This is a genomic window from Pseudomonas corni, from assembly GCF_057128765.1.
This window is the reverse complement of the sequence record NZ_JBSKHW010000013.1, coordinates 110,446-133,377: the sequence shown is the minus strand read 5'-3', so window position 1 is coordinate 133,377 and position 22,932 is coordinate 110,446. Positions and strand designations below refer to the sequence as shown.

The window sequence follows — 22,932 nt, the reverse complement described above, 5'->3', positions numbered from 1 at the left end:
CTCGGTATGCAGATCAACCCAGCGGTATGTATCTGCCTTCCATAGTAAGGCGGGGGATTATATAGAGTTAATCAAGGCTGTGCAGCCGCGCAAATTGATCGCAACGACGACTGCCTCCCCATGCGGGTCTGTCGCGCAGGCAAGGCAGCCCTTAGAGTGCAGGCCCGGCTCACGGCAAGCCTGCGAAATTTCGAATCCTTCGGTATTACGCTTTCGAGAGATGCAAATCGTCACCCTTGAGTAGATGCGTCACGCAAACCACTCGAATCAGCCCGCTGAAATTCTTCACTCCTCCGTGTCGCAGGTGAACCTCTCGATCGACGTGCGACAAAATCGTGTTCACAGAACAGCAGTTGATCCTTGCCATCTCCGAGAGGATATTCCAGTAAACCTCCTCAAGGCGCAGACACGTTGCCAAACCATTCAATCTCACTGACCGCGCCTGAGGCTGTGCCAGTTGCATGTTGAAATTTTCAACAAATGGATCGCTCGTTATACCGACACCCCCGTCCATATCATTCATTTCTCGAGAGAATACTCGACCCATGACGCCTCCTTAATTTCAATACCTGACTCAGTTACCAAGAAATATTTACATACATGAATGCAGCTCTATCAAGCCTTAACCGGACCAGTTTATCCAGCAGGTACAACACCTGAAGAGCGTAGGAGAGAACCACTTTTATCCGAGGAATATCGGGTAGTTACCATAGGCAATTGGTAAAAAAGATTTATGGTGGTAATTATTAATTTTTCGAGGCTGCCATATACGAAAAGGAAATTAAAACCTTAAGCCAACATACTTATGGCATCTATCAAGTATTTTTCCTGGAGAGCTGAATTGCGGCCGATATGAATGGACACATACGGAACCAGCAGGTGACAGCGCGGGTTCGGAGGCAGATCTGCCGGGTCGTTATCGGAGGTGAATGAGGACAAGGGTAGCGAGGCGAGCAGCGCGGGGCGCCGCTCGCCCACTGCGTTACTTGGTTTCGAGCATGGAGCGAAGCATCCAGGCGGTTTTCTCATGCACCTGCATACGCTGCGTCAGCAAGTCGGCGGTAGGTTCGTCGCTGACTTTATCCAGCAGCGGGAAAATACCGCGTGCAGTTCGCGTTACCGCTTCCTGGCCATGGACCAGCGAGCGAATCATGTCTTCTGCACTTGGAACGCCTTCTTCTTCTTTAATGGTCGACAGGCGCGCATAAGTTGAATAAGTACCCGGTGCCGGGAAGCCAAGTGCCCGAATACGTTCAGCGATAGAATCAACTGCCAACGCGAGCTCGTTATATTGCTCTTCAAACATCAGATGCAAAGTACGGAACATCGGGCCGCTGACATTCCAATGGAAGTTGTGGGTTTTCAGATAAAGCACATAGGTATCAGCCAGCAAACGCGAAAGACCGTCCACGATCGACTTGCGATCCTCTTCGCTAATACCGATATCGATTGCCATGTTTCTTCCCCTTTATATGATGGTGTTTTGCATACAAATCTTTACCACTCTACCAAGAGCGCGCCACAAGCGCAGCCATCCATCGGTATGAGGTTCGTTCCTGGCGACTGACTAAAGGCGTATATCACATGCGCCGATCATCGCCCCGAACACCAAAAGCTTGGGATGCCTATCCCGCAAGGGGCCAGCCATCATTGGTCCGACCGCTCTGCAATAGCCTTCTGCGCAGGAGAGCCAATTTCAAGTCAAAGGGCCACTCATCTCCACATTCAGGAACGCTAAGCACTTGATTTGAGTAGCTCTCGGCTTTGCTGTTAAATACACCACGTGTCGCTATCGATTTGCCAACCGGCTGTAGCGCATAGGCTGACTTGACCCAAGTGCATCACGCCTTCCACTTTTTTGAAGCGTACCGAAGGTCAGCAGCTATTTCCTCGTGATCCGTCTTAATGTGAGTTATTCAAAATGTTGAAAATAGTCCACCTGCTAACGGGCGCCGCTGCCCTGCTGCTGTCATTCATACCGGGATTGCGCAGCGAGGCATTAGCCTCCTACCTCTCTCAACCCGATGCGCTGTATCTTGCTTTTTTCGGCTTGCTTAACCTGGTGCTTGCACCAGTGATCCCCTATTGGAACAGAGGACCACGCCACCAATTGCAAAATCTGGTCAGCGCATTGCTCATCCTTGCTGTCGTTCTTCAAATCATGATTTTGCTGATACCGCTTGAAACCATCGCAGGCCAACCGGCCATTCTGATTAGCCTGATCGCCGTAGTGATCGCAGTTGCACTTCATCTGGCTGTCAGCTTCTATAAGTCATCACCCTCCTCCCCGGCAGCTCAGAGCCAAGACCTCGGCAATCGTGATACCGGTACCGTGAAGTGGTTCAACACATCCAAAGGGTTTGGCTTTATCTCGCGCGACTCTGGCGACGATATCTTCGTGCACTTCCGAGCCATCCGTGGAGAAGGTCACCGCGTACTGGTCGAGGGCCAGCGCGTGGAGTTCTCGGTGATGAACCGCGATAAAGGCCTGCAAGCCGAAGATGTGATTGCGGCGCTGCCTCGCCGATAAGCGTCTGTAATACAAAAAAAACGCGCCTCGGTCGGGGCGCGTTTTTTTATGGACTCTTGCAACTGAGGAGCGCCGCTTAATAATGAGGCGGTGGCGCCTCTTCCTCTGACGCTTCGAATTGCCCACCCATCTCATCCTGCCGCTTGATCAACGCTGCGACCTGGCGCTGCATCCTTTCCAGTGTGCGCTGCTGCACAACCAATACGTCATTGAGGGCCTGGATGGTGTCGTCTTGAAATGCCAGGCGGGTTTCAAGCTCGGTAACCCGGTCGTCGACGCTCATACCTGCTCCTGCGCGAACTGGAAATCATCTGGCATAACGTCCTTGAGTTGCTGGTAAATCGCGACGACCTGCTCAGAGGCATATGGCTTGGCGGGATGCTTACCCCAGACCGGTGCTGGCCAGGCAATATCAGTGCGATAGCGAACGATGACGTGCATATGCAATTGGCTGACAACATTACCCAAGGCGGCAATATTGAGCTTGTCTGCCTTAAGCGTATCGCCGAGCAAGCGGGCTAAGGTGGTCGTCTCTTTCCACAGCTGCAGTTGATCCACTTCCGTCAATTCAAACACTTCCGATATGTCAGCACGACGTGGCACCAAAATGAACCACAGATAGTTCGCGTCGTTTGACAATAGCAACCGGCACAGTGGGAAATCTCCGACAGGGAAAGTGTCCTGCACTAACCGCGCATCCAAGACAAACATATATAAGTGCACCTCAAACGGGTTAAGCCTGGCAGAGCACTTCGACGCTGCCACGTAATAGCGGGCAGGATACGCGGGAAAGGCATGGGAATCACGCATGCCAACGCCGCGAGCAGCACTTTGCACAATCATTGTTGAGTCAGAGACAGCTACCGCAATCAATAGCCTGCCAAGCGGCATGCACCACCGCTGAACGAATTTGATAGCTACGCACTGATATGACCCAAGATGCCCAGTGAGAATGGCTGTACCCCCCGCCACGACTTTCAAGGGGTTCCTGGCGTAAATCATGTCTAATCAAGCCCTTCGCATTTTCCGATCAACGAATTGACTGCCGCTTGCATCCGATTCGGCGAGGCAGTGGGATCCAGGTTCCAATATCTGGCATATATTCAGGCTCGCGCACCAAAACGACTCACTGCTGGAGCAGGATCTACCCGTCACATCCGCGATTTACTCACTTACACTGGGTAGCAGGTAACGAAGGTGACATCTTCGGGACGTAGGCTGCCCCTACCAAGACAAAATATGCATTTATTTGACTAATATTTTTTTCATTAAAAACATATAGATACAAGGCAAACCTGCGAATTAGCATCGCCGTTTCACTTTTTTTTCATGTCACCAGGAACTTTGAGCACGGTTGTTGCTTTATCACTCACAGGAGCTTCATCAGGGCGGATCCGAAAGAATCCAAACGAAGGCCAGAAAGCGGCAACGGCCAGGCTCCCTTGGGGAGATGTGCAGGGCGGATTTCAGACCACTGCGGAGTGGGTTGTAGCCCTCGTAAAAACTGTCGTAGTTGTACGTTTTTTGATGATTGAGGCTGTTTAAAGGCGACACGGACAGCACCGATTTGCGACAACGCCGTAAAGAATTTGAAAGGATAGGTTCGTAACTATCGCCAATAATGTCAGCGTGCTATAAGTTTCGCCGACACAAAAAGAAAGAGCCGCCCAGATAAAAAAACAGGTGGGACGGCAGTACTCTTCTTAAAAACCAAAGGAGCAAAGTCACGATGAGAGTGATGAAGTGGAGCGCAATCGCACTGGCAGTTACCGCCGCCAGCACCCAACTGGCAACAGCGGCAGCTTTCGTAAGCGACCAATCTGAAGCCAAGGGTTTTGTAGAAGACAGCCATCTGGATCTTAAGGCTCGCAACTACTACTACAACCGCGACAAGAAAAACGGTGCTGTAGACGACAAAGACTGGACTCAAGGTTTCTGGGGTACTTATAGCTCCGGTTACACCCAAGGTTTGATTGGTGTTGGTATTGACGCATTCGGTTACGTCGGTTTCAAACTTGACGGCTCCGACAAGTATTCAGGTTCGGGCAACCTGGTTACCGACAGCCAAGGCAAAAACGAAGACAGCTTCGGCAAAGCCGGCGCAGCTGCCAAGTTCCGCATCTCGAAAACCGAGCTGAAAATCGGCGACATGCAGCCTCAAAACCCAGTGTTCGCAGTCGGCGGTTCCCGTCTGTTGCCACAAACTGCTACTGGCGTCACCTTGCAGAGCAGCGAGCTCAAGGGTCTGGACGTTGAAGCAGGTCGCTTCACTTCCGGCACCAGCCAGGACGAAACCAACCGTAACGGCGATATCTGGGCCACTTACGCTGGTGTGACTTCCAACTCTGCTACTTATGGCGGCGGCAAGTACGCCATTACCGACAGCCTCGGTGTTGGCTTCTACTACAGCAAACTGGAAGACGTCTGGAACCAGTACTACGGTAACGTGAACTACGCACTGCCGTTAACTGACGACCAGTCTTTGGCTTTCGACTTCAACATCTACAACACCAAAGACACCGGCAGCAAGAAAGCGGGCGATATCAGCAACACCGCTTATTCGATGTCTGCAGCTTACTCGTTCCTGGCAGCACACACGTTGACCCTGGCTTTCCAGAAAGTTAACGGCGACACCCCGTTCGACTACATCGGTATCGGCGACAACAACCGCGGCGGCGACTCGATCTTCCTTGCGAACTCGATTCAATACTCCGACTTTAACGGTCCTGGCGAGAAATCCTGGCAGGCACGTTACGACCTGAACATGGCCACTTATGGCGTACCTGGTCTGAGCTTCATGACCCGTTACATCAGCGGTACTGACATCGACGGCACCAACACGCCATCGAACAGCACCTACACCGGCCTGTATGGCAAAGACGGTAGCCACCACGAGACCAACGTTGAAGCTAAATACGTTGTTCAGACTGGCCCTGCGAAAGACTTGTCTTTCCGCATCCGTCAAGCGTTCCACCGTGCCAACACCGACGAGGGTGAAGGCGATGTTAACGAGTTCCGTCTGATCGTCGACTACCCGATTTCGGTTCTGTAATCGCACAGTCTGACACTCGTTATAGAAAAGCCCGGCCTTGTGCCGGGCTTTTTCATTGCTTGCAAAAACCATTGTCTCTCCCTTCGTAACGCCGCCCTCGCCCTGTACTCGACCGTATCACCACCGTACAATGCCGGGTCATTTCTAGTCCCAGCAACCGACAACGGCCTACCATGCGCACCAGTCAATATTTGCTCGCCACACAGAAAGAAACCCCTTCCGACGCAGTCGTGATCAGCCACCAACTGATGCTGCGCGCTGGCATGATCCGCAAACTGGCATCAGGCCTCTACACCTGGCTCCCCATGGGCTTGCGTGTACTGCGCAAAGTCGAGGCGGTCGTGCGTGAAGAAATGGACGCAGCAGGCGCTCTGGAAGTCTTGATGCCCGGTATTCAACCGGCCGAACTGTGGCAGGAATCAGGTCGCTGGGAACAATACGGCCCTGAGCTGCTGCGCTTGAAGGATCGACATGATCGCGAGTTCTGCGCGGGCCCGACCCACGAAGAAGTCATCACCGATCTGGCACGCAACGAGCTGAACAGCTACAAGCAGCTGCCAATCAACATGTATCAGATCCAGACCAAGTTCCGTGACGAGATCCGCCCGCGCTTTGGTTTGATGCGCGGCCGTGAATTCATCATGAAGGACGCTTACTCATTCCATACGACTCAGGATTCCCTGCAGGAAACCTACGATCGCATGCATCAGGCGTACTGCAATGTCTTCACCCGCCTGGGCCTGAACTTCCGCCCGGTTGAAGCAGACAACGGCTCGATTGGCGGTGCTGGTTCTCACGAATTCCACGTACTGGCCGAATCCGGCGAAGACGACATCGTGTTCAGCGATACGTCGGATTACGCTGCGAACATCGAAAAAGCAGAAGCCATTCCTCTGGAAACCAGCCGCGGCGCTGCCACTCAAGAGCTGCGTCTGGTGGACACACCTAACGCCAAGACCATCGCTGCACTGGTCGAAGAGTTTGGCCTGCCCATCGAGAAAACCGTCAAGACGCTGGTGGTCCACGCCGCAGAAGAAGGCAAATTAATCGCGCTGATCATTCGCGGCGATCATGAACTCAACGAAATCAAAGCTGCCAATCTGGATCAGGTAGCCAGCCCGCTGGTAATGGCAACCGAAACAGAACTCCGCGACGCGATCGGCGCTGGCGCAGGTTCGTTGGGCCCGTTGAATCTGCCACTGCCATGCATCATCGACCGCTCGGTCGAGCTGATGAGCGACTTCGGCATCGGTGCAAACATTGATGACAAGCACTACTTCGGCGTGAACTGGGAGCGCGACCTTCCGGTGCCTGAGGTTGCCGATCTGCGCAATGTCGTGGCTGGCGACCCAAGCCCTGACGGCAAAGGCACGCTGGTGATCAAGCGCGGTATTGAAGTCGGCCACATATTTCAGCTGGGCACCAAGTACAGCGAAGCGATGAAGTGCCAGGTGTTGGGTGAGAATGGCAAGCCAGTCCTGTTGACCATGGGTTGCTATGGCATTGGCGTTTCCCGCGTAGTGGCGGCCGCTATCGAACAGAACAATGACGCTAACGGAATCATCTGGAGTGACACCCTGGCGCCATTCCAGATCGCCCTTGTCCCGCTGCGTTATGAAACCGAGGCTGTGCGTGAAGCCACCGACAAGCTTTACGCTGAATTGACGGCTGCCGGCTTCGAGGTGCTGCTTGATGATCGCGACAAAAAAGTGAGCCCTGGCATCAAGTTCGCTGACATGGAACTGATCGGCATCCCGCACCGCATCGTCGTCAGCGACCGCGGTCTGGCCGAAGGCAACCTGGAATACAAGAGCCGCACCGAGCCAGAAGCCCAGGCATTGCCCGTCGCTGACGTGCTGTCTTTCATCAAGGGTCGTCTCAACCGCTGAGACCTGCGCGCGTTCGTCCTGCGAACGCGCGCCCTCAGCTTCGACGCTTGTCCGAATGTGTTCGCCTTTTCTGCTGCAAGAGATCCCATGTCCAAGCGAAGTTCCCTAAGCCTCGCAAGCGCTACGCTTTGCGGCACGCTGTTGATCGGCGGTTGCGCCAATCATTTGTCTCAACGCAGCGAGCACGAAGAACGCGTCGAGCGAAAACTGCTAGAGCACAGCCTGGAAGTGGATATCGGTGAGCCCAAGACCCTTGAACTGCCGCAGCGGCGTGTGCGCATTCACGAGCTAAAAACCTTCGACGTCACCGAATTTGAAGTCACGCGTCACTACGACCGCTACACCCCCTATCAGCCTTGGCGGGAGATCTACGAGATTCCGCTGGGGGCTGTGACAGTCGTCGCCGGGATCGGCGCGAACATCGTCAATGTCATCACATTTGGCAGCCTGCCCGACAGCGTCACCAAAGACTGGATCAGCTACGGCGTTGCCGGGCTCAATCCGTTCATGAACGTTCCCTCCCACGGACGCGCACAGCAAAACCTGGCGGGTATCGACGAGGTTCAGCATGATCATCGTATCGAGCACACGAGCCTGCCCTGGAGCGAGAGTCCGGTGGAAGTGAAAGCCGGCAATCAGGCCCACGAACTGACCACCGATCGCAATGGCGTGCTGCGTATCAACCTGCTGGACAGTCCCTTCGCGGAACAGGATCTGAGTCGCGTCACTCAACTTAACCTTCGAGTGGAAGACGATCAGGCCACCGTCCACACCAACGCGTCTTTGCCACTGAGCAAGTCACTGCGCGGCAAATTGATCGAGGCCCATGGGCTAATTTACGATGACCTGGAAGACGATGAAGTCAGCCAGTGGGTTCATCGCGTAAAGCGCCTGTCTGAATTGGGACTTGAGGAAGAAGCGAGCGAACTGGAACAGACGTTGATCGAAATGACCCGCAACGATCCGCAATTGCAGCACGAGTTTTTACGGTCCCTTGCCAAGGATGCGGGCCGTCTGGTTGCTGTGCCGGCCAGCGCTGAATAACTTCGCCCTGCCTGACTTGCCGAATAGCCCCACAACATAGACTTGTGGGGTCAGTGGGTGAACAGCTCCAGCTGTTCATGGGCGCCGCGCAGGTCATGCAGTCGAACCCCTACCCCAAGCAGCCGAACCGGTTTACTACCCCGGGCGAAGGCTTGTGTCAGCAATTGGGTGTAACTTTCCAGATCCCACCCTGCCCCCGCCTGCTCCAGAGTCGTCTGCGTGAAGTCGTGGAATTTCACTTTCACGAAGGGCTTGCCCGGTCGGTATTGGGTATCCATTCGCTCGATGCGCTCGGACAACGTCTCAATCAACGCGGGCAGTTTCTCCACGCAGCTCGCAAGGTCCGGCAGATCTGTGTCATAGGTGTTCTCGACACTGACCGATTGCCGGCGACTGTCGTTCTGCACCGGGCGTTTGTCGATCCCGTGGGCCAGGCCCCAGAGCCTTTCACCAAATGAGCCGAACTCCCGGACCAGCGAGAGCTTGCTCCATTGGCGCAGATCGGCGCAGCTAATAATGCCCTGCCTGCCCAACTTGTCCGCCGTCACCTTGCCGACCCCGTGCAACTTGGAAACGGGCAGATCAGCAACAAATGCCTCGACCTGATCGGGGGTTATCACAAACAACCCGTTGGGCTTTTTCCAGTCGCTGGCGATCTTGGCCAGAAACTTGTTCGGCGCGACCCCTGCCGATACCGTGATATGCAGTTGATTGGAAACCCGTCGACGGATGTCTTGGGCGATACGCGTAGCGCTGCCGCCAAAGTGTTCGCTCTCCGATACGTCCAGGAAGGCTTCGTCCAACGACAGCGGTTCGATCAAATCGGTGTATTCGCGGAAAATCACATGGATTTCTTTCGAGGCTTCTTTATAGGCATCGAAACGCGGCTTGACGATGGTCAGGTCCGGACACAGCGTCAGCGCATGACGCGAAGACATCGCTGAGCGCACACCGTAGGCGCGCGCCTCATAGTTGCAGGTGGCAATCACCCCACGCCGGTCCGGCGACCCGCCCACCGCCAACGGTTTGCCGGCCAGCCGCGGATCGTCGCGCATTTCAATGGCGGCGTAGAAACAGTCACAGTCAACATGGATGATTTTGCGCTGCGGCATAACGTGCGGTCGTACGGAGGATGGTGGCGCAGTATCTCACTGACGCCCGAACGCCGCACTTGCCACGCAGACCTGTCAGCAGGAAATGTCTGAATATGCGCCCTGCCAATGTCCAGATCGGCCGTAGGAATATACGCTCATACGCCCGCCCCGCTGGGGCTGCTGGTATATTCGCCGCTTATGCAGCTCGCTAAGCGATTGAAGGAAAAGCATTTTTTTCAATGCAACGGTTGACAGCCCGTCATTCCTCTGTAGAATGCCGCCACACAGACGCGGGATGGAGCAGTCTGGTAGCTCGTCGGGCTCATAACCCGAAGGTCGTCGGTTCAAATCCGGCTCCCGCAACCAAACATCAAAAAAGGCTACTCGAAAGAGTGGCCTTTTTTGTGCGTGTGCGTTTTTACCCGGCCACTGCTTCCTTGGTGCCGGCATTTATCCCGGCAATGGAACGATCGGCGTCTATTCATAAAAGCCTTGCTACACCGCCACTTACGAACGCTCTTCAGCAGATGTGGTTATTTTGTCGAGGTTCTGCATTAAAGGTTGACACTTCGGCGTTCGACTGTAGAATGCCGCCACACAGACGCGGGATGGAGCAGTCTGGTAGCTCGTCGGGCTCATAACCCGAAGGTCGTCGGTTCAAATCCGGCTCCCGCAACCAACGTTAGAAAGAAAGGCTACTCGAAAGAGTGGCCTTTTTTTTGCCCGGGTAAAAAGTCCCCGAACAGCACACGCAAAGGGGTGTCATACAACGGCAGGACCATTGGTCCCAAGCGGTGTTGACCTGAATTTTCAATAGCGCAGCAGTTTCTCATCGTGCTGCCGATAGGGTAGAGATCAGCTGAACCTAGACTGAATAGCTCCCTAAACGTTTCCGCCTTATTCGCTCGTTAGACGTTGAAGCGCTAACATCCTGAATTATTTTTTGCGTAGGGATTGGTAACTTGGCTGTATACCTCCATCCTGTCGCGCACGATCCAAGGAGTGATTGATGCGCGCCAACCCGTCAGACAACAATGCCGAAGCAGTCCCGGCGCATACATCGCCTCACCCTGCCCGACGGCGCTTGCTTGATTTTTTCGGCAAGAACCGTCAGTCCATTGGGCTGGGCGTCACGATTCTTTTATTTGCAGTCGCCCTGATCGCTTGCCGCCATATGCTGGCAGAGCTGGACATCTATGCGTTGCAGGATTCCTTGCTCAGCGTTCCTGCACCGTCGTTGATTGGCGCTGTACTGGCCACTGTCGTGGGGTTCGCCATTTTGCTGGGGTACGAGTGGTCCGCCAGCCGCTATGCCAACGTGAACTTGCCCAGGAAGACGCTGATCATGGGCGGTTTCTGTGCGTTCGCCATCGGCAACGCCGTGGGCCTGTCCATGCTTTCGGGCGGCTCCGTTCGGTACCGGCTGTATTCGCGCCATGGCGTGGGCGCCGGTGAAGTAGCCCGAATGACGTTGTTCGCCAGCCTGTCGCTGGGTTGCGCCCTACCCCCTCTGGCGGCCTTGGCGACATTGAGCGATCTGCCATCGGCTTCTCTGGCGCTGCACCTTTCGGTACCAGTGCTTGCCACCGTTTCAGTGATCATCCTGGCGTTAACGGCACTGCTTGGTTTTGCGGTGTATCGCCGTCGCCTGCCTGAACAGACGCTGCCTCATAATCTGCTGGTCCGCGCCGGACGTCGCACTCTGCGTTTGCCGGGCGTGCAACTGACGCTGATGCAACTGCTCATCACGGCACTGGACGTCGCAGCCGCGGCCGTCGTTCTTTACATGCTACTGCCTTCAGCTCCGCCTCTCGGAGCGTTCCTGCTGGTCTACCTGCTGGCACTTGCTGCCGGTGTGTTGAGCCATGTACCGGGTGGCGTTGGCGTGTTCGAAGCCATATTGCTGGCCGCATTCGCCGACGAACTCGGCGCCGCACCTCTAGCCGCGGCACTGCTGTTGTATCGATTGATCTACGTCGTGCTGCCTTTGCTCGTAGCGTGTCTCGTATTGCTATACAGCGAAGCCAAACGCCTGATTTTTGCGCAACAGGCCATCCGTGTCGCCTCTGGTCTTGGCGCACCCATCCTCGCGCTGCTGGTCTTTTTGTCGGGCGTGGTGCTGCTGTTTTCCGGGGCGACTCCCGAAATCGATACGCGCCTGGAAAGTCTCGGGTTCTTGATTCCCCATCGCTTGATCGACGCGTCGCACTTTGGCGCCAGCCTGATTGGCGTGCTGTGCCTGCTGCTTGCCCAGGGCCTGCGGCGTCGCCTTTCCGCGGCCTGGATGCTGACCACGATTCTGCTATTCGTCGGCTCGATTCTCTCGATCCTCAAGGGTTTCGACTGGGAAGAAGCGAGCATGCTGTTGCTGACAGCGTGTTTGCTGGCGATCTTCCGACGCTCCTTCTACCGCCCAAGCCGTCTGCTGGAACTGCCGTTTTCACCGCTGTATCTGGTTGCCAGCATTTGCGTGCTGGGCGCGTCATTCTGGCTGCTGCTGTTCGCTTACCAGGACGTTCCGTACAGCCATCAGCTGTGGTGGCAATTCACCCTTGACGCCGACGCCCCGCGGGGTCTGCGTTCAGCGCTGGGCAGCGCGGTATTGCTGGTGATCGTGTCGCTGACCTGGTTGCTACGCACCGCACGCCCGGTCATCCATCTGCCCGACGCTGAAGAGTTGGCGAAAGCGGCGCAGATCATCAATGCCTCTAATCAGCCTGACGGCGGACTGGTCCTGACCGGCGACAAAGCAGTGCTGATGCACCCCGACGGCAACGCGTTTCTGATGTACGCCCATCGTGGTCGCAGTCTGGTGGCGCTGTATGACCCTATCGGCCCGACGCAACAGCGTGCCGAGCTGATCTGGCAATTTCGTGATCTGTGCGACGTCCACCATGCACGCCCTGTGTTCTATCAGGTCCGCGCCGAGAACCTGCCGTTCTACATGGACATCGGGCTGACCGCGATCAAGCTGGGAGAGGAAGCACGGGTCGATCTGCACAAGTTCGACATCGAAGCCAAGGGCAAGGAAATGAAAGACCTGCGCTACACCTGGAATCGGGGTGGTCGTGATGGTCTTTCGCTGGAAATCTACGAAGTCGGACAAGCGCCGCTGGATGAACTCAAAGTTATCTCCGACGCTTGGCTCACCGGCAAGAACGTTCGCGAAAAAGGCTTCTCGCTGGGCCGCTTCAGCCCCGAGTACCTCAAGCACTTCCGCATCGCGATCATTCACTTCGAAGGCAAGCCGGTAGCGTTTTCCAATCTACTGGAAACCTCGCGCCACGACCTGGCAAGCCTGGACCTGATGCGCGCCCACCCTGAGGCGCCGAAGTTGACCATGGAATTCATGATGGTCGGCTTGATACTGCATTACAAAAAGGAAGGTTACGCACGCTTCAGCCTAGGGATGGTGCCTTTATCGGGCCTGCAACCCCGACGCGGCGCGCCGCTGACTCAACGTCTGGGCTCCATGGTATTTAGTCGCGGCGAGCAACTCTATAACTTCCAGGGTCTGCGCCGTTTCAAAGACAAATTCCAGCCTGACTGGGAACCCCGCTATATGGCCGTGCCCGCCGGACTAGATCCGCTCGTTGCACTGGCTGACACCGCCGCCCTGATTGCAGGCGGCCTGACTGGATTGGTGAAACGCTGATGATTCAACGCTACTGGCGATTTTTGCTTGCAGGTCTGATTATTCTCGCCGTTGCACTGGCGGCCTGGATGTGGAACCGCCCTGCCCCGCAAGCCACCCTGGAAAACCTCACACTAGACAACGGCACTGCGCTGATCCGTGCTACTCCGCCGTCCAGCCCTAAAGCCCACGTCGCGCTGGCCGTCACAGCAGAAGATGCGTTGAGCGAGAAACAATTGCTGGCCCTGAGCCGTGACGGTTCCGCGCAGATCGTTCAGGTGCTACTGCCCAAGGACGATTGCGCACTGCAAGAGCAAACGTTCAAGCAGGCGGCCGGCAAACTCGATAAGCCTGCCACGCTGGTCGGGGGCATAGGCCCAGGTTCGATTCTGGCCTGGCGCTGGCTCGCAGAGCAGACCGATGACAAGGCAGTCGCCATTTCGGTCGGCCTTAATCTTGAAGATCCAGGCTGCCATGACAATCTGCCGCAATCAGCCGCCCATGGTCACTGGTATGCCGCTTGGAATGACTGGCCGGATGACACCGCAGCCAAGCTGGTCCGCGACCAGCCCAACGCTGAAACCAGCATCGGCGATTACGACATCAAATTGCCGCAGGTGCTGAACACCGCGCTTCGTCACCAACTCGTGGGTGGCGACGATGACGACGGTGGCCTGCGCATTCCAGTGGTGGAAGTCCCGGTCGCACAGCCGACTGACACTGTCACACTGTTTCTGTCCGGTGACGGCGGTTGGCGCGACCTCGACAAAGACGTCGCCGGGGAAATGGCCAAAGTCGGCTACCCGACCGTGGGTATCGATACTTTGCGCTATTACTGGGAGCACAAATCCCCGGAGCAGACGGCCACTGACCTTGCTGACCTGATGGCCCATTACCGTCAGAAATGGGGCACCAAGCGCTTCATCCTCATGGGTTACTCGTTCGGCGCCGACGTGCTGCCAGCAATCTACAACCGCCTTGATCCTGATGATCAAAACCGTGTCGACGGCATCGTTTTGCTGGCCTTCGCGCGCACTGGCAGTTTCGAGATTGCAGTAGAAGGCTGGCTGGGCGCCGCAGGTAAAGAAGCTGCTACCGGCCCTGAAATGGCCAAGCTTCCGGCGGCGAAGGTGCTGTGCGTCTACGGCATTGAAGAGAAGGACGAAAGCGGCTGCACCGAAGCCACGGCCCCAGGTGAGAAGCTGCAATTGCCAGGGGGGCATCACTTCGATGAGAACTACCCTGCGCTGGCCAAGCGCCTGATCGATGCCATCAACAAGCGCCAGGGCAAGACAGCGACACAATAAGCCACGAACTGCACGCAAAAAAAATCCCCGCACTCGTGAGACTGCGGGGATTTTTTATCGTCAGGGGTGCGTTACATCTCTACTTGAGTACCCAGTTCGATCACCCGATTGAACGGCAGCTTGAAGAACCGCAGATTGCCGTTGGCGTTCTTCAACATGAAGGCGAACAGACCTTCACGCCAACGCGCCATGCCCACCAGCTTGGAAGACACTACGGTCTCGCGGCTCAGGAAATAGGTGGTTCGCATCGGGCTGAAATCCAGCTCAGGCAAGTGACACAGCTTCAGTGCGGCTGGTACATCTGGCTCGTCGATGAAGCCAAAATGCAGGATCACCCGGAAGAACCCCTCCCCATACGCCTCCACTTCAAAGCGCTCGGACGCAGGCACTCGCGGGCTGTCCTCGTACACCACCGTCAACAGCACCACTTGCTCATGCAGCACCTGGTTGTGCAGCAAGTTGTGCAACAGCGCGTGTGGAACGGCATCTGGCCTGGCTGTCAGAAACACAGCCGTGCCCTGCACCCGATGGGGCGGCTGCACACGAATGCTGCTGATGAAGATCGGCAACGGCAGGCCGCCCTCATCGATACGCTCCACCAGTAACTGCTTACCGCGCTTCCATGTCGTCATCAGGATAAACAAAGCGATACCGGCGATGAACGGGAATGCGCCGCCCTGGAATATCTTCGGCACGTTGGCGGCGAAGAACAGACCATCCACCAGCAAACAGCCCACCAGAATCGGCACTGCCAGTAAAGGCGGCCACTTCCACAACAACAGCATCACTGACGACACCAGTATCGTCGTGCAGAGCATGGTGCCGGTAACCGCCACGCCGTACGCAGAAGCCAGCGCGCCAGATGACTCGAAACCCAGTACCAGCAAGATCACGCCAACCATCAGCGACCAGTTCACCGCACCGATGTAGATCTGGCCTTGGGCATCACTGGACGTGTGTTGAATGAACATGCGCGGAATGTAGCCCAGCTGAATCGCTTGCAGGGTCATCGAGAACGCGCCGGAAATCACCGCTTGCGAGGCAATAACCGTGGCCAGTGTAGAAAGCGCGATCAAAGGCAACAGCGCCCAGCTTGGCGCCAGCAGATAGAACGGGTTGCGCACCGCTTCAGGGTCCTGCAACACCAGAGCGCCCTGCCCGAAGTAGTTGAGCACCAACGCTGGCAGCACCAGTGCAAACCAGGCGCGGGAAATCGGCTTGCGCCCAAAATGCCCCATGTCCGCATACAAGGCTTCGGCACCGGTCAGCGCCAGCACCACAGCACCCAGAATCGCTACGCCAATGCCTGGATGCACGATGAAGAAGCGCACGGCCCACATCGGGTTGACCGCGTGCAGCACTTCCGGCTGCTGTGCGATCCCGTAAACGCCTAAGACCCCAAGCACTACAAACCACGTCACCATCACCGGGCCGAACAAAATGCCGATGCGCGCCGTACCGTGCCGCTGGATCAGGAACAAGCCCACCAGCACCACCAAGGAAATCGGCACCACCCAGCGTTCGAGCCCGTCGAACGCCAACTCCATGCCTTCAATGGCCGACAACACCGAGATGGCGGGAGTGATCATGCTGTCGCCGTAGAACAGCGCCGCGCCGAACAGGCCGAAGACGATCATCGCCGATTGCAATTTGGGATATTTGGCGGTGGCTCGCCGCGCCAGCGCAGTCAGGGCCATGATTCCACCCTCGCCCTGATTGTCAGCGCGCAGGACGAATGCCATGTACTTGAAGGAAACGACCCAGATCAGGGACCAGAAAATCAACGATAAAATGCCCAACACCCCGTCATGACTGACCTGCACGCCATAACCGCCGTTAAACACTTCCTTGAGCGTGTAAAGCGGGCTGGTGCCGATATCGCCATACACCACACCAACCGCTGCCACCAATAGACTCAATGGTTTGGCGGACTGATGCCCGGCTTCTGCCGAACTGTTTGCGTGACCCATTTACCACTCCTGAAACCATGACTCGAGCGTCGCGATAGCGCACTGGGAGATTGACCCACGCCCCACCGTTAAATTCAGATGCCGCCCGCAGTCTGTACCTTGGGTGCAACGCGGCGAAGCATAGCGCAGCACTCGTCGTAATTCTTGGTTTAACACTGGTCAATCGCGCGACTCATCGCTAGAATTGCGCACTTTTTGATCAGAGGCGCACCAAGCGCCCAGTCAGTGTCTCGGCCAACAGCCTGGGCACACTACGCCGAGGTTAGTCATGTCCATCGTTACCACGCCTTCCGCCCCGAAGGTTGGATTCGTATCCCTTGGGTGCCCGAAGGCACTCGTCGACTCCGAACGCATCCTTACCCAGCTGCGTATGGAAGGCTACGAAGTCGTGCCGACCTACGAAGACGCCGATGTCGTGGTGGTCAATACCTGCGGGTTTATCGACAGCGCCAAGGCAGAATCGCTGGAAGTGATCGGCGAAGCCCTGGCCGAAAACGGCAAGGTTATCGTGACCGGCTGCATGGGCGTGGACGAGAGCGTCATCCGCAATGTTCACCCCAGCGTGCTGGCGGTGACCGGTCCGCAGCAGTACGAGCAGGTGGTCAACGCCGTGCACGACGCCGCGCCACCTAACCTCAATCACAACCCGCTGATCGACCTGGTGCCACCGCAAGGCATCAAGCTGACCCCGCGTCATTACGCCTATCTGAAGATTTCCGAGGGCTGCAATCACAGTTGCAGTTTCTGCATTATCCCGTCGATGCGTGGCAAGCTGGTCAGCCGTCCGGTGGGTGATGTACTCGACGAAGCACAGCGTCTGGTCAAAGCCGGCGTCAAAGAGCTGCTGGTGATCTCGCAAGACACCAGCGCCTACGGCGTCGACATCAAGTACCGCACCGGTTTCTGGAACGGCGCGCCGGTCCGCACCCGCATGACCGAGCTGTGCCAGGCCCTGAGTTCGCTCGGCGTCTGGGTCCGTCTGCACTACGTTTACCCGTACCCGCACGTCGATGAAATCATTCCGTTGATGGCCGCAGGCAAAATCCTGCCGTACCTGGACATCCCGTTCCAGCACGCCAGCCCCAAGATCCTCAAGCTGATGAAGCGTCCGGCCTTCGAAGACAAGACCCTGGCGCGCATCAAGAACTGGCGTGAGCAGTGCCCGGATCTGGTGATCCGTTCCACCTTCATCGTCGGCTTCCCGGGTGAGACAGAAGAAGACTTCCAGTACCTGCTGGACTGGCTGACCGAAGCGCAGCTGGATCGCGTCGGTTGCTTCCAGTACTCCCCGGTCGAAGGCGCGCCAGCCAACCTGCTGGACGCAGCCATCGTGCCGGACGATGTGAAGCAGGAACGCTGGGACCGTTTCATGGCTCACCAACAGGCCATCAGCGCCGCGCGTCTGCAGATGAAGATCGGCAAGGAAATCGAAGTCCTGATCGACGAAGTGGACGAGCAAGGTTTCGTGGGCCGTTGCTTCTTCGATGCTCCGGAAATCGATGGCAGTGTGTTCGTCGAAAGCGACAAGAACCTCAAGCCTGGGGACAAAGTGATGTGTCGCGTGATCGATGCCGATGAATACGATTTGTGGGCCGAGACAATCTGATCTGAGTGACACCAACCCCGCCCCTCCAACGGCGGGGTTTGTTTTTTCTGGCTATCGTAAGGGCTTCAGCGTACAGGTCTGAGTCACGGGAGAGCCGGCACCATGCCTCACCATTCGGTCATCTATTTGCCGAAAGCTTATGACTACCCGGAAATCGCTCGGGTCTGGGAGGACTCCGTACGCGCTACCCATGATTTCCTTCCCGACGGCTATATCGCCCTGCTGAAGAACCTGTTGCTGACCCAGTACCTGGACGCGGTCAATTTGATCTGTCTGCGCGATTCAAACCTGAAAATCACAGGATTCGCGGGAACCACCATCGGCAAGCTGGAAATGCTGTTCATCGCTCCTGAATGCCGTGGCCAAGGGCTGGGAAAGAAGCTGCTGAACTACGCCATCGAGCACTTCGATATTGACCAGCTCGATGTCAACGAACAGAACCCGCAAGCTTTGGGCTTCTATGTGAAGCAAGGGTTTGAAGTCGTCGGCCGCTCGAAAGTCGATGGGCTGGGAAGGCCCTATCCGATGCTGCGTATGCGCTTACGTCAGTGATCCTCATGGCGCGAGTGGGCGGTATCCCACCGGCGCCAACAAGGATTAACGCTTCAGGTTGCTGATCAACACCCGATTAAACTGCTCAGGGTCCTGAATCTGCGGGGCGTGACCAAGCCCGGCGAATTCCACCAGCGTCGCCTGAGGGATGCGCTTGGCAACGGCCTTGCCCAACTCCGGATAGTTGCCCAACTCCTTGCGCAGTACTTCTGGTGCAGCATCTTTGGCGATGGCGGTGTTGTCCTTCTGACCAATGAACAACACGGTCGGCATCTTTAGCTTCTCAAAATCGTAAAACACCGGCTGGTTGAAGATCATTCCGTAGGTCTGCGCCGACGCCCGCGCCACCGCCTCCTTGCCCTTGCCGCTGAACATTCCGGCCTGCATGTCGACCCAGTGATCAAACTCAGGCCGCCATTCATTGGCGTAGTACGTCGACTGCTGATATTTGCGGATGCTGTCGGCGTTGGTCTTCAGCTCCCGGGCATACCAGTCATCGAAGCTGCGATCCGGCACGCCCTTGGCCTTCCAGTCTTCAAGACCGATCGGGTTGACCAGCATCAGTTGATCTACCTGCTCGGGGTACAGCAGCGAAAAACGTGTGGCCAGCATGCCGCCCATCGAATGACCGACCACGGTCACATGGTCGATGCCCAAATGGGTCAAAAGCGCTTTTGTGTTCTGCGCGAGCTGCTCGAAGGTATAGCGGTAGTCGGCAGGCTTGCTCGAACGGCAGAAGCCTATCTGGTCAGGCGCGACCACCCGATATCCGGCTGCACTCAGCGCCTTGATGGTGCCTTCCCAGGTCGCGCCGCAGAAATTCTTGCCGTGCAACAACACCACGCTGCGACCATTGGCGGCGCTGGTAGGCTTGATGTCCATGTAGCCCATCTGAACGTTCTGGCCTTGAGACTCGAAGCTGAAATTCTGCGCCGAGAACGGGTATTCAAACCCTTCCAGTTGCGGGCCGTAGGAAGGTTTTTCAGCCGCCATCAACGGCAGGCTGAAGCTCAAAAGCAACGCGGGAAGCCACTTGGCCATGTAAAAACTCCAGGGTCGAAAGTGTCGTGGGATGAGCAGAAGACCACAACGCGGAGCGATGCTCCCAGAAAAAATCTCCGGAATAGACGCTATTGGCCGTGCATTTTTAATGTGGCCGCGATTAACGCTGCTTGCACGGGTACAATGGGCGCCTTTCCTCTTTGTAACGGCTTTTCTCATGACTGACCCCATTCGCCTTTCCAAACGCCTCATCGAACTGGTCGGCTGCTCCCGTCGGGAGGCCGAGCTGTTCATTGAAGGTGGCTGGGTCACTGTTGATGGCCAGGTTATCGAGGAGCCGCAGTTCAAGGTCGAGAATCAAAAAGTCGAACTCAGCCCGGATGCCAAGGCCGATGCCCCGGAGCCAGTGACCCTCCTGCTGAACAAACCGGCCGGCATGGCCGACGATGTGGCTCTGGCGCTTATCACGCCGGGCACATTGTCTGCAGACCACAGCTTCAGCAAGCGCCCGCTCAAAGGTCACTTTTTGCGGCTGGAGCCGATATCGACCATGCAGGCCAACGCCAGCGGCCTGATGATCTTCAGCCAAGACTGGAAAATCCTGCGCAAACTGACCGACGATCGCAGCAAGATCGAGCAGGAGTACGTGGTCGAGGTCTCCGGCGACATGGTCGCCCACGGACTGAATCGCCTGAACCACGGCATGACCTACAAGGGCAAGGAATTGCCTAAGGTCAAAGCCAGCTGGCAGAACGAAACCCGCCTGCGTTTCGCCATGAAAAACCCGCAGCCGGGCGTGATAGCACAGTTGTGCGAAGCGGTCGGACTGAAGGTCGTTTCAGTACGCCGGATCCGCGTCGGTGGCGTGTCGATCGGCAAGGTGCCAGAAGGCCAATGGCGCTACATGAATGACAAAGAAAAGTTTTAATCCCGCAGCCCCTCTTTTTCAGTGATGCGCGCAGTCTTGCGCGCCGCTTAACCCGATTGATCAGGACACCAGCACCATGATGAACAACGATGTATTGCGTAGCGTCCGCTACATGCTTGATATCAGCGACGCTAAAGTCGTAGACATCATCAAGCTCGGTGGCCACGAGGTGACCAAAGCTGACGTGATTGCATTCACCAAGAAAGACGAAGAAGAAGGCTACGAGCCGTGCAGCGACGAGATCATGGCGTCCTTTCTCGACGGCCTGGTGTTCTTCAAGCGCGGCAAGGATGAAAGCCGCCCGGCAGTCGCCACTGAATTGCCGATGACCAACAACACTGTTCTGAAAAAGCTGCGTGTAGCCTTCGAACTGAAGGAAGAAGACATGCACGCAATCCTCAAGGCCGCTGAATTCCCGGTCTCAAAACCTGAACTGAGCGCGCTGTTTCGCAAGTTCGGTCACAACAACTACCGCGCCTGCGGTGATCAGTTCCTGCGCAACTTCCTCAAGGGCCTGACCCTGCGCGTTCGCGGCTAACGGCTGTTGATTCGCGATGTCTGAGACGTTCAGCGTTTCTCCTGTCGGCTACGTTCGTTCGTGCTTCAAGGAAAAGTTCGCCATCCCGCGGCAGCCACAGTTGGCGCCAGCTGCCCGTGGCGTGCTGGAGCTGGTGGCGCCGTTCGATCAGGACGAGGCGGTGCAGGGACTGGAACACGTCAGTCATGTCTGGCTGCTGTTCGTGTTTCATCAGGCACTGGAAGACAAGCCGCGCCTGAAGGTGCGCCCTCCACGGCTCGGCGGCAATCAGTCCATGGGGGTGTTCGCAACGCGGGCCACCCATAGGCCGAATGGCATCGGGCAATCGGTGGTCAAACTGGACAAAGTCGAAGCCGGAAAACTCTGGTTGTCGGGCATCGATCTGTTGGACGGCACCCCGGTGCTGGACATCAAACCGTATGTGCCTTACGCCGACGTCATCAGTGAAGCGACCAACACTATGGCCAGCGCCGCGCCGACGTTGATTGCCGTGGAGTGGGAGCTGGCCGCGCTGGCTCAAGGCCGCGAACACGGCTTGCGCCTGGGCGAGCCGATGATTGAACTGATTGAGCAGTGCCTGGCGCAGGACCCGCGTCCGGCATATCAACTGCCGACACCAGAGCGCCGCTACGGCGCGCAGTTCTGGGACGTGGATGTGCGCTGGCATTATCCGCAGCCGGGCTTGATAAGGGTGCTTGAGGTCGTTCTGGCTGGTTATTGAGCCCAAACGGCACCTTGCGATCTTCACCCACAAAAAAACCGCCTGGTCCGTGACCTCCAGGCGGTTTTTTTGTACACGCGGAACGTGAAATACACATTCCCCCTGTAGGAGCTGCCGAAGGCTGCGATCAGATCGAATCGATAAACAGCATTCAGCTCTTATCGCAGCCTTCGGCAGCTCCTACAAAGTCAGGTGGCGTTAGCCGAAATTACTTCTCTACAAACGCCCGCTCGATCAGGTAATCACCCGGCTCGCGCATACGTGGCGAAACGGTCAGGCCGAAGCTGTTCAGTACTTCGCTTGTCTCGTCGAGCATGCTCGGGCTACCGCACAACATGGCGCGGTCGTCCTGCGGGTTGATCGGTGGCAGACCGATATCGCTGAACAACTTGCCGCTGCGCATCAGGTCAGTCAGGCGGCCTTCGTTTTCGAAAGGCTCGCGCGTAACAGTGGGATAGTAAATCAGCTTGTCACGCAGGGATTCGCCGAAGAATTCGTTCTGCGGCAGATGCTCGGTGATGAACTCGCGGTAAGCGACTTCGTTCACGTAGCGTACGCCGTGGCAGAGGATGACTTTCTCGAAGCGCTCGTAGGTTTCCGGGTCCTGAATCACGCTCATGAAAGGCGCCAAACCCGTACCGGTGCTGAGCAGATAAAGGTGTTTGCCAGGCTTCAAGTCATCCAGTACCAGCGTGCCCGTAGGCTTTTTGCTGATGATGATCTCGTCGCCTTCCTTCAAGTGCTGAAGTTGCGAGGTCAGCGGACCGTCCGGAACCTTGATGCTGAAGAACTCAAGATGCTCCTCCCAGTTCGGGCTGGCGATGGAGTAAGCACGCATGAGCGGGCGCCCGTTAGGCTGCTGCAGTCCGATCATGACGAACTGACCGTTCTCAAATCGCAGGCCTGGGTCACGGGTGCACTTGAAACTGAAGAGGGTGTCGTTCCAGTGATGGACGCTGAGGACACGCTCGTGATTCATGTTGCTCATGGTACGTGGGAACTCCTGAAATATGCCTGCGCCGGTGAATGCGCCATTGCGCGACATTCTAGTGGCAGACACAATAT

General features: G+C 56.5%; 19 protein-coding genes, 2 tRNA genes and 1 pseudogene. 14 read left to right on the top strand and 8 right to left on the bottom strand.

Annotation, left to right across the window (positions count from 1 at the left end):
- Window positions 1-205: 205 nt before the first annotated feature.
- Together ACWKV9_RS19930 and ACWKV9_RS19925 are read right to left on the bottom strand one after the other, a co-directional pair.
- The gene (locus ACWKV9_RS19930) at window positions 206-547 is read right to left on the bottom strand and encodes a ribbon-helix-helix domain-containing protein (protein WP_483837849.1); all 342 of its coding nucleotides are present in this window, start codon (window positions 545-547) and stop codon (window positions 206-208) included.
- A 435-nt stretch (window positions 548-982) separates the two neighbouring features.
- Window positions 983-1,456 (bottom strand): Dps family protein, encoded by a 474-nt coding sequence (locus tag ACWKV9_RS19925; protein WP_483837848.1) that lies wholly within the window; start codon window positions 1,454-1,456, stop codon window positions 983-985.
- A 465-nt stretch (window positions 1,457-1,921) separates the two neighbouring features.
- Between ACWKV9_RS19925 and ACWKV9_RS19920 the strand changes: the two are divergent.
- Both ACWKV9_RS19920 and ACWKV9_RS19915 read left to right on the top strand, forming a co-directional pair.
- Window positions 1,922-2,245, top strand: a pseudogene (locus ACWKV9_RS19920) (cold shock domain-containing protein membrane protein); the annotation flags it as partial.
- A gap of 87 nt (window positions 2,246-2,332) precedes the next feature.
- The gene (locus ACWKV9_RS19915; protein ID WP_238591726.1) at window positions 2,333-2,530 is read left to right on the top strand and encodes a cold shock domain-containing protein; all 198 of its coding nucleotides are present in this window, start codon (window positions 2,333-2,335) and stop codon (window positions 2,528-2,530) included.
- Window positions 2,531-2,606: 76 nt separating this feature from the next.
- On the opposite strand, the gene ACWKV9_RS19910 is transcribed toward ACWKV9_RS19915, so the two are convergent.
- Together ACWKV9_RS19910 and ACWKV9_RS19905 are read right to left on the bottom strand one after the other, a co-directional pair.
- Entirely contained in the window at window positions 2,607-2,813 is a 207-nt protein-coding gene (locus ACWKV9_RS19910; protein ID WP_483837847.1) for a SlyX family protein, read from the bottom strand.
- Complete coding sequence (locus ACWKV9_RS19905; protein ID WP_483837929.1) at window positions 2,810-3,241, bottom strand: HIT domain-containing protein; 432 nt, start codon at window positions 3,239-3,241, stop codon at window positions 2,810-2,812. The genes ACWKV9_RS19910 and ACWKV9_RS19905 overlap by 4 nt, the downstream gene beginning before the upstream one ends.
- A 1,018-nt stretch (window positions 3,242-4,259) precedes the next feature.
- Here ACWKV9_RS19905 and ACWKV9_RS19900 point away from each other — a divergent pair.
- The 3 genes from ACWKV9_RS19900 to ACWKV9_RS19890 all read left to right on the top strand — a co-directional run bounded on the left by ACWKV9_RS19900 (window position 4,260) and on the right by ACWKV9_RS19890 (window position 8,515).
- Window positions 4,260-5,582, top strand: a complete 1,323-nt coding sequence (locus tag ACWKV9_RS19900; RefSeq protein WP_483837846.1) for an OprD family porin — start codon at window positions 4,260-4,262, stop codon at window positions 5,580-5,582.
- Between the two features lie 173 nt (window positions 5,583-5,755).
- On the top strand, window positions 5,756-7,471 hold the full coding sequence (locus ACWKV9_RS19895; protein ID WP_483837845.1) for a proline--tRNA ligase: 1,716 nt from the start codon (window positions 5,756-5,758) through the stop codon (window positions 7,469-7,471).
- Between the two features lie 87 nt (window positions 7,472-7,558).
- Complete coding sequence (locus ACWKV9_RS19890) at window positions 7,559-8,515, top strand: hypothetical protein (RefSeq protein WP_483837844.1); 957 nt, start codon at window positions 7,559-7,561, stop codon at window positions 8,513-8,515.
- 50 nt (window positions 8,516-8,565) lie between these two features.
- On the opposite strand, the gene dinB is transcribed toward ACWKV9_RS19890, so the two are convergent.
- The gene (gene dinB / locus ACWKV9_RS19885; RefSeq protein ID WP_483837843.1) at window positions 8,566-9,627 is read right to left on the bottom strand and encodes a DNA polymerase IV; all 1,062 of its coding nucleotides are present in this window, start codon (window positions 9,625-9,627) and stop codon (window positions 8,566-8,568) included.
- A 271-nt stretch (window positions 9,628-9,898) separates the two neighbouring features.
- Between dinB and ACWKV9_RS19880 the strand changes: the two genes are divergently transcribed.
- From ACWKV9_RS19880 to ACWKV9_RS19865, 4 genes are all read left to right on the top strand, one after another.
- Window positions 9,899-9,975: transfer RNA gene (locus ACWKV9_RS19880), tRNA-Met, on the top strand.
- 236 nt (window positions 9,976-10,211) lie between these two features.
- A tRNA-Met gene (locus ACWKV9_RS19875) sits at window positions 10,212-10,288 on the top strand.
- Window positions 10,289-10,618: 330 nt separating this feature from the next.
- Window positions 10,619-13,264 carry a bifunctional lysylphosphatidylglycerol flippase/synthetase MprF gene (gene mprF, locus ACWKV9_RS19870; RefSeq protein WP_483837842.1) on the top strand — a complete coding sequence of 882 codons (2,646 nt, stop codon included), beginning with the start codon at window positions 10,619-10,621 and terminating at the stop codon, window positions 13,262-13,264.
- Window positions 13,264-14,550, top strand: coding sequence for a virulence factor family protein (locus ACWKV9_RS19865; RefSeq protein ID WP_483837841.1), 1,287 nt, complete (start codon window positions 13,264-13,266; stop codon window positions 14,548-14,550). The genes mprF and ACWKV9_RS19865 overlap by 1 nt, the downstream gene beginning before the upstream one ends.
- Window positions 14,551-14,621: 71 nt before the next feature.
- Here ACWKV9_RS19865 and ACWKV9_RS19860 read toward each other — a convergent pair whose 3' ends face one another.
- Complete coding sequence (locus tag ACWKV9_RS19860; RefSeq protein ID WP_483837840.1) at window positions 14,622-16,520, bottom strand: potassium transporter Kup; 1,899 nt, start codon at window positions 16,518-16,520, stop codon at window positions 14,622-14,624.
- Window positions 16,521-16,788: 268 nt separating this feature from the next.
- Here ACWKV9_RS19860 and rimO point away from each other — a divergent pair, with 268 nt between their 5' ends.
- Complete coding sequence (gene rimO, locus ACWKV9_RS19855) at window positions 16,789-18,126, top strand: 30S ribosomal protein S12 methylthiotransferase RimO (RefSeq protein ID WP_483837839.1); 1,338 nt, start codon at window positions 16,789-16,791, stop codon at window positions 18,124-18,126.
- Between the two features lie 102 nt (window positions 18,127-18,228).
- Window positions 18,229-18,678, top strand: coding sequence for a GNAT family N-acetyltransferase (locus ACWKV9_RS19850; protein ID WP_483837838.1), 450 nt, complete (start codon window positions 18,229-18,231; stop codon window positions 18,676-18,678).
- A gap of 45 nt (window positions 18,679-18,723) precedes the next feature.
- Here the strand turns inward: ACWKV9_RS19850 and ACWKV9_RS19845 are convergent, their stop codons facing one another.
- Window positions 18,724-19,719, bottom strand: a complete 996-nt coding sequence (locus ACWKV9_RS19845) for an alpha/beta fold hydrolase (RefSeq protein ID WP_483837837.1) — start codon at window positions 19,717-19,719, stop codon at window positions 18,724-18,726.
- Window positions 19,720-19,897: 178 nt separating this feature from the next.
- Between ACWKV9_RS19845 and ACWKV9_RS19840 the strand changes: the two genes are divergently transcribed.
- The 3 genes from ACWKV9_RS19840 to tsaA all read left to right on the top strand — a co-directional run bounded on the left by ACWKV9_RS19840 (window position 19,898) and on the right by tsaA (window position 21,867).
- Window positions 19,898-20,608, top strand: coding sequence for an rRNA pseudouridine synthase (locus ACWKV9_RS19840; RefSeq protein WP_483837836.1), 711 nt, complete (start codon window positions 19,898-19,900; stop codon window positions 20,606-20,608).
- 76 nt (window positions 20,609-20,684) lie between these two features.
- Window positions 20,685-21,146 (top strand): YehS family protein, encoded by a 462-nt coding sequence (locus ACWKV9_RS19835; protein WP_483837835.1) that lies wholly within the window; start codon window positions 20,685-20,687, stop codon window positions 21,144-21,146.
- A gap of 16 nt (window positions 21,147-21,162) precedes the next feature.
- Window positions 21,163-21,867 (top strand): tRNA (N6-threonylcarbamoyladenosine(37)-N6)-methyltransferase TrmO, encoded by a 705-nt coding sequence (tsaA, locus tag ACWKV9_RS19830; RefSeq protein WP_483837834.1) that lies wholly within the window; start codon window positions 21,163-21,165, stop codon window positions 21,865-21,867.
- 208 nt (window positions 21,868-22,075) lie between these two features.
- On the opposite strand, the gene fpr is transcribed toward tsaA, so the two are convergent.
- Window positions 22,076-22,855 carry a ferredoxin-NADP reductase gene (gene fpr, locus ACWKV9_RS19825; protein WP_005616041.1) on the bottom strand — a complete coding sequence of 260 codons (780 nt, stop codon included), beginning with the start codon at window positions 22,853-22,855 and terminating at the stop codon, window positions 22,076-22,078.
- Window positions 22,856-22,932: the final 77 nt, after the last annotated feature.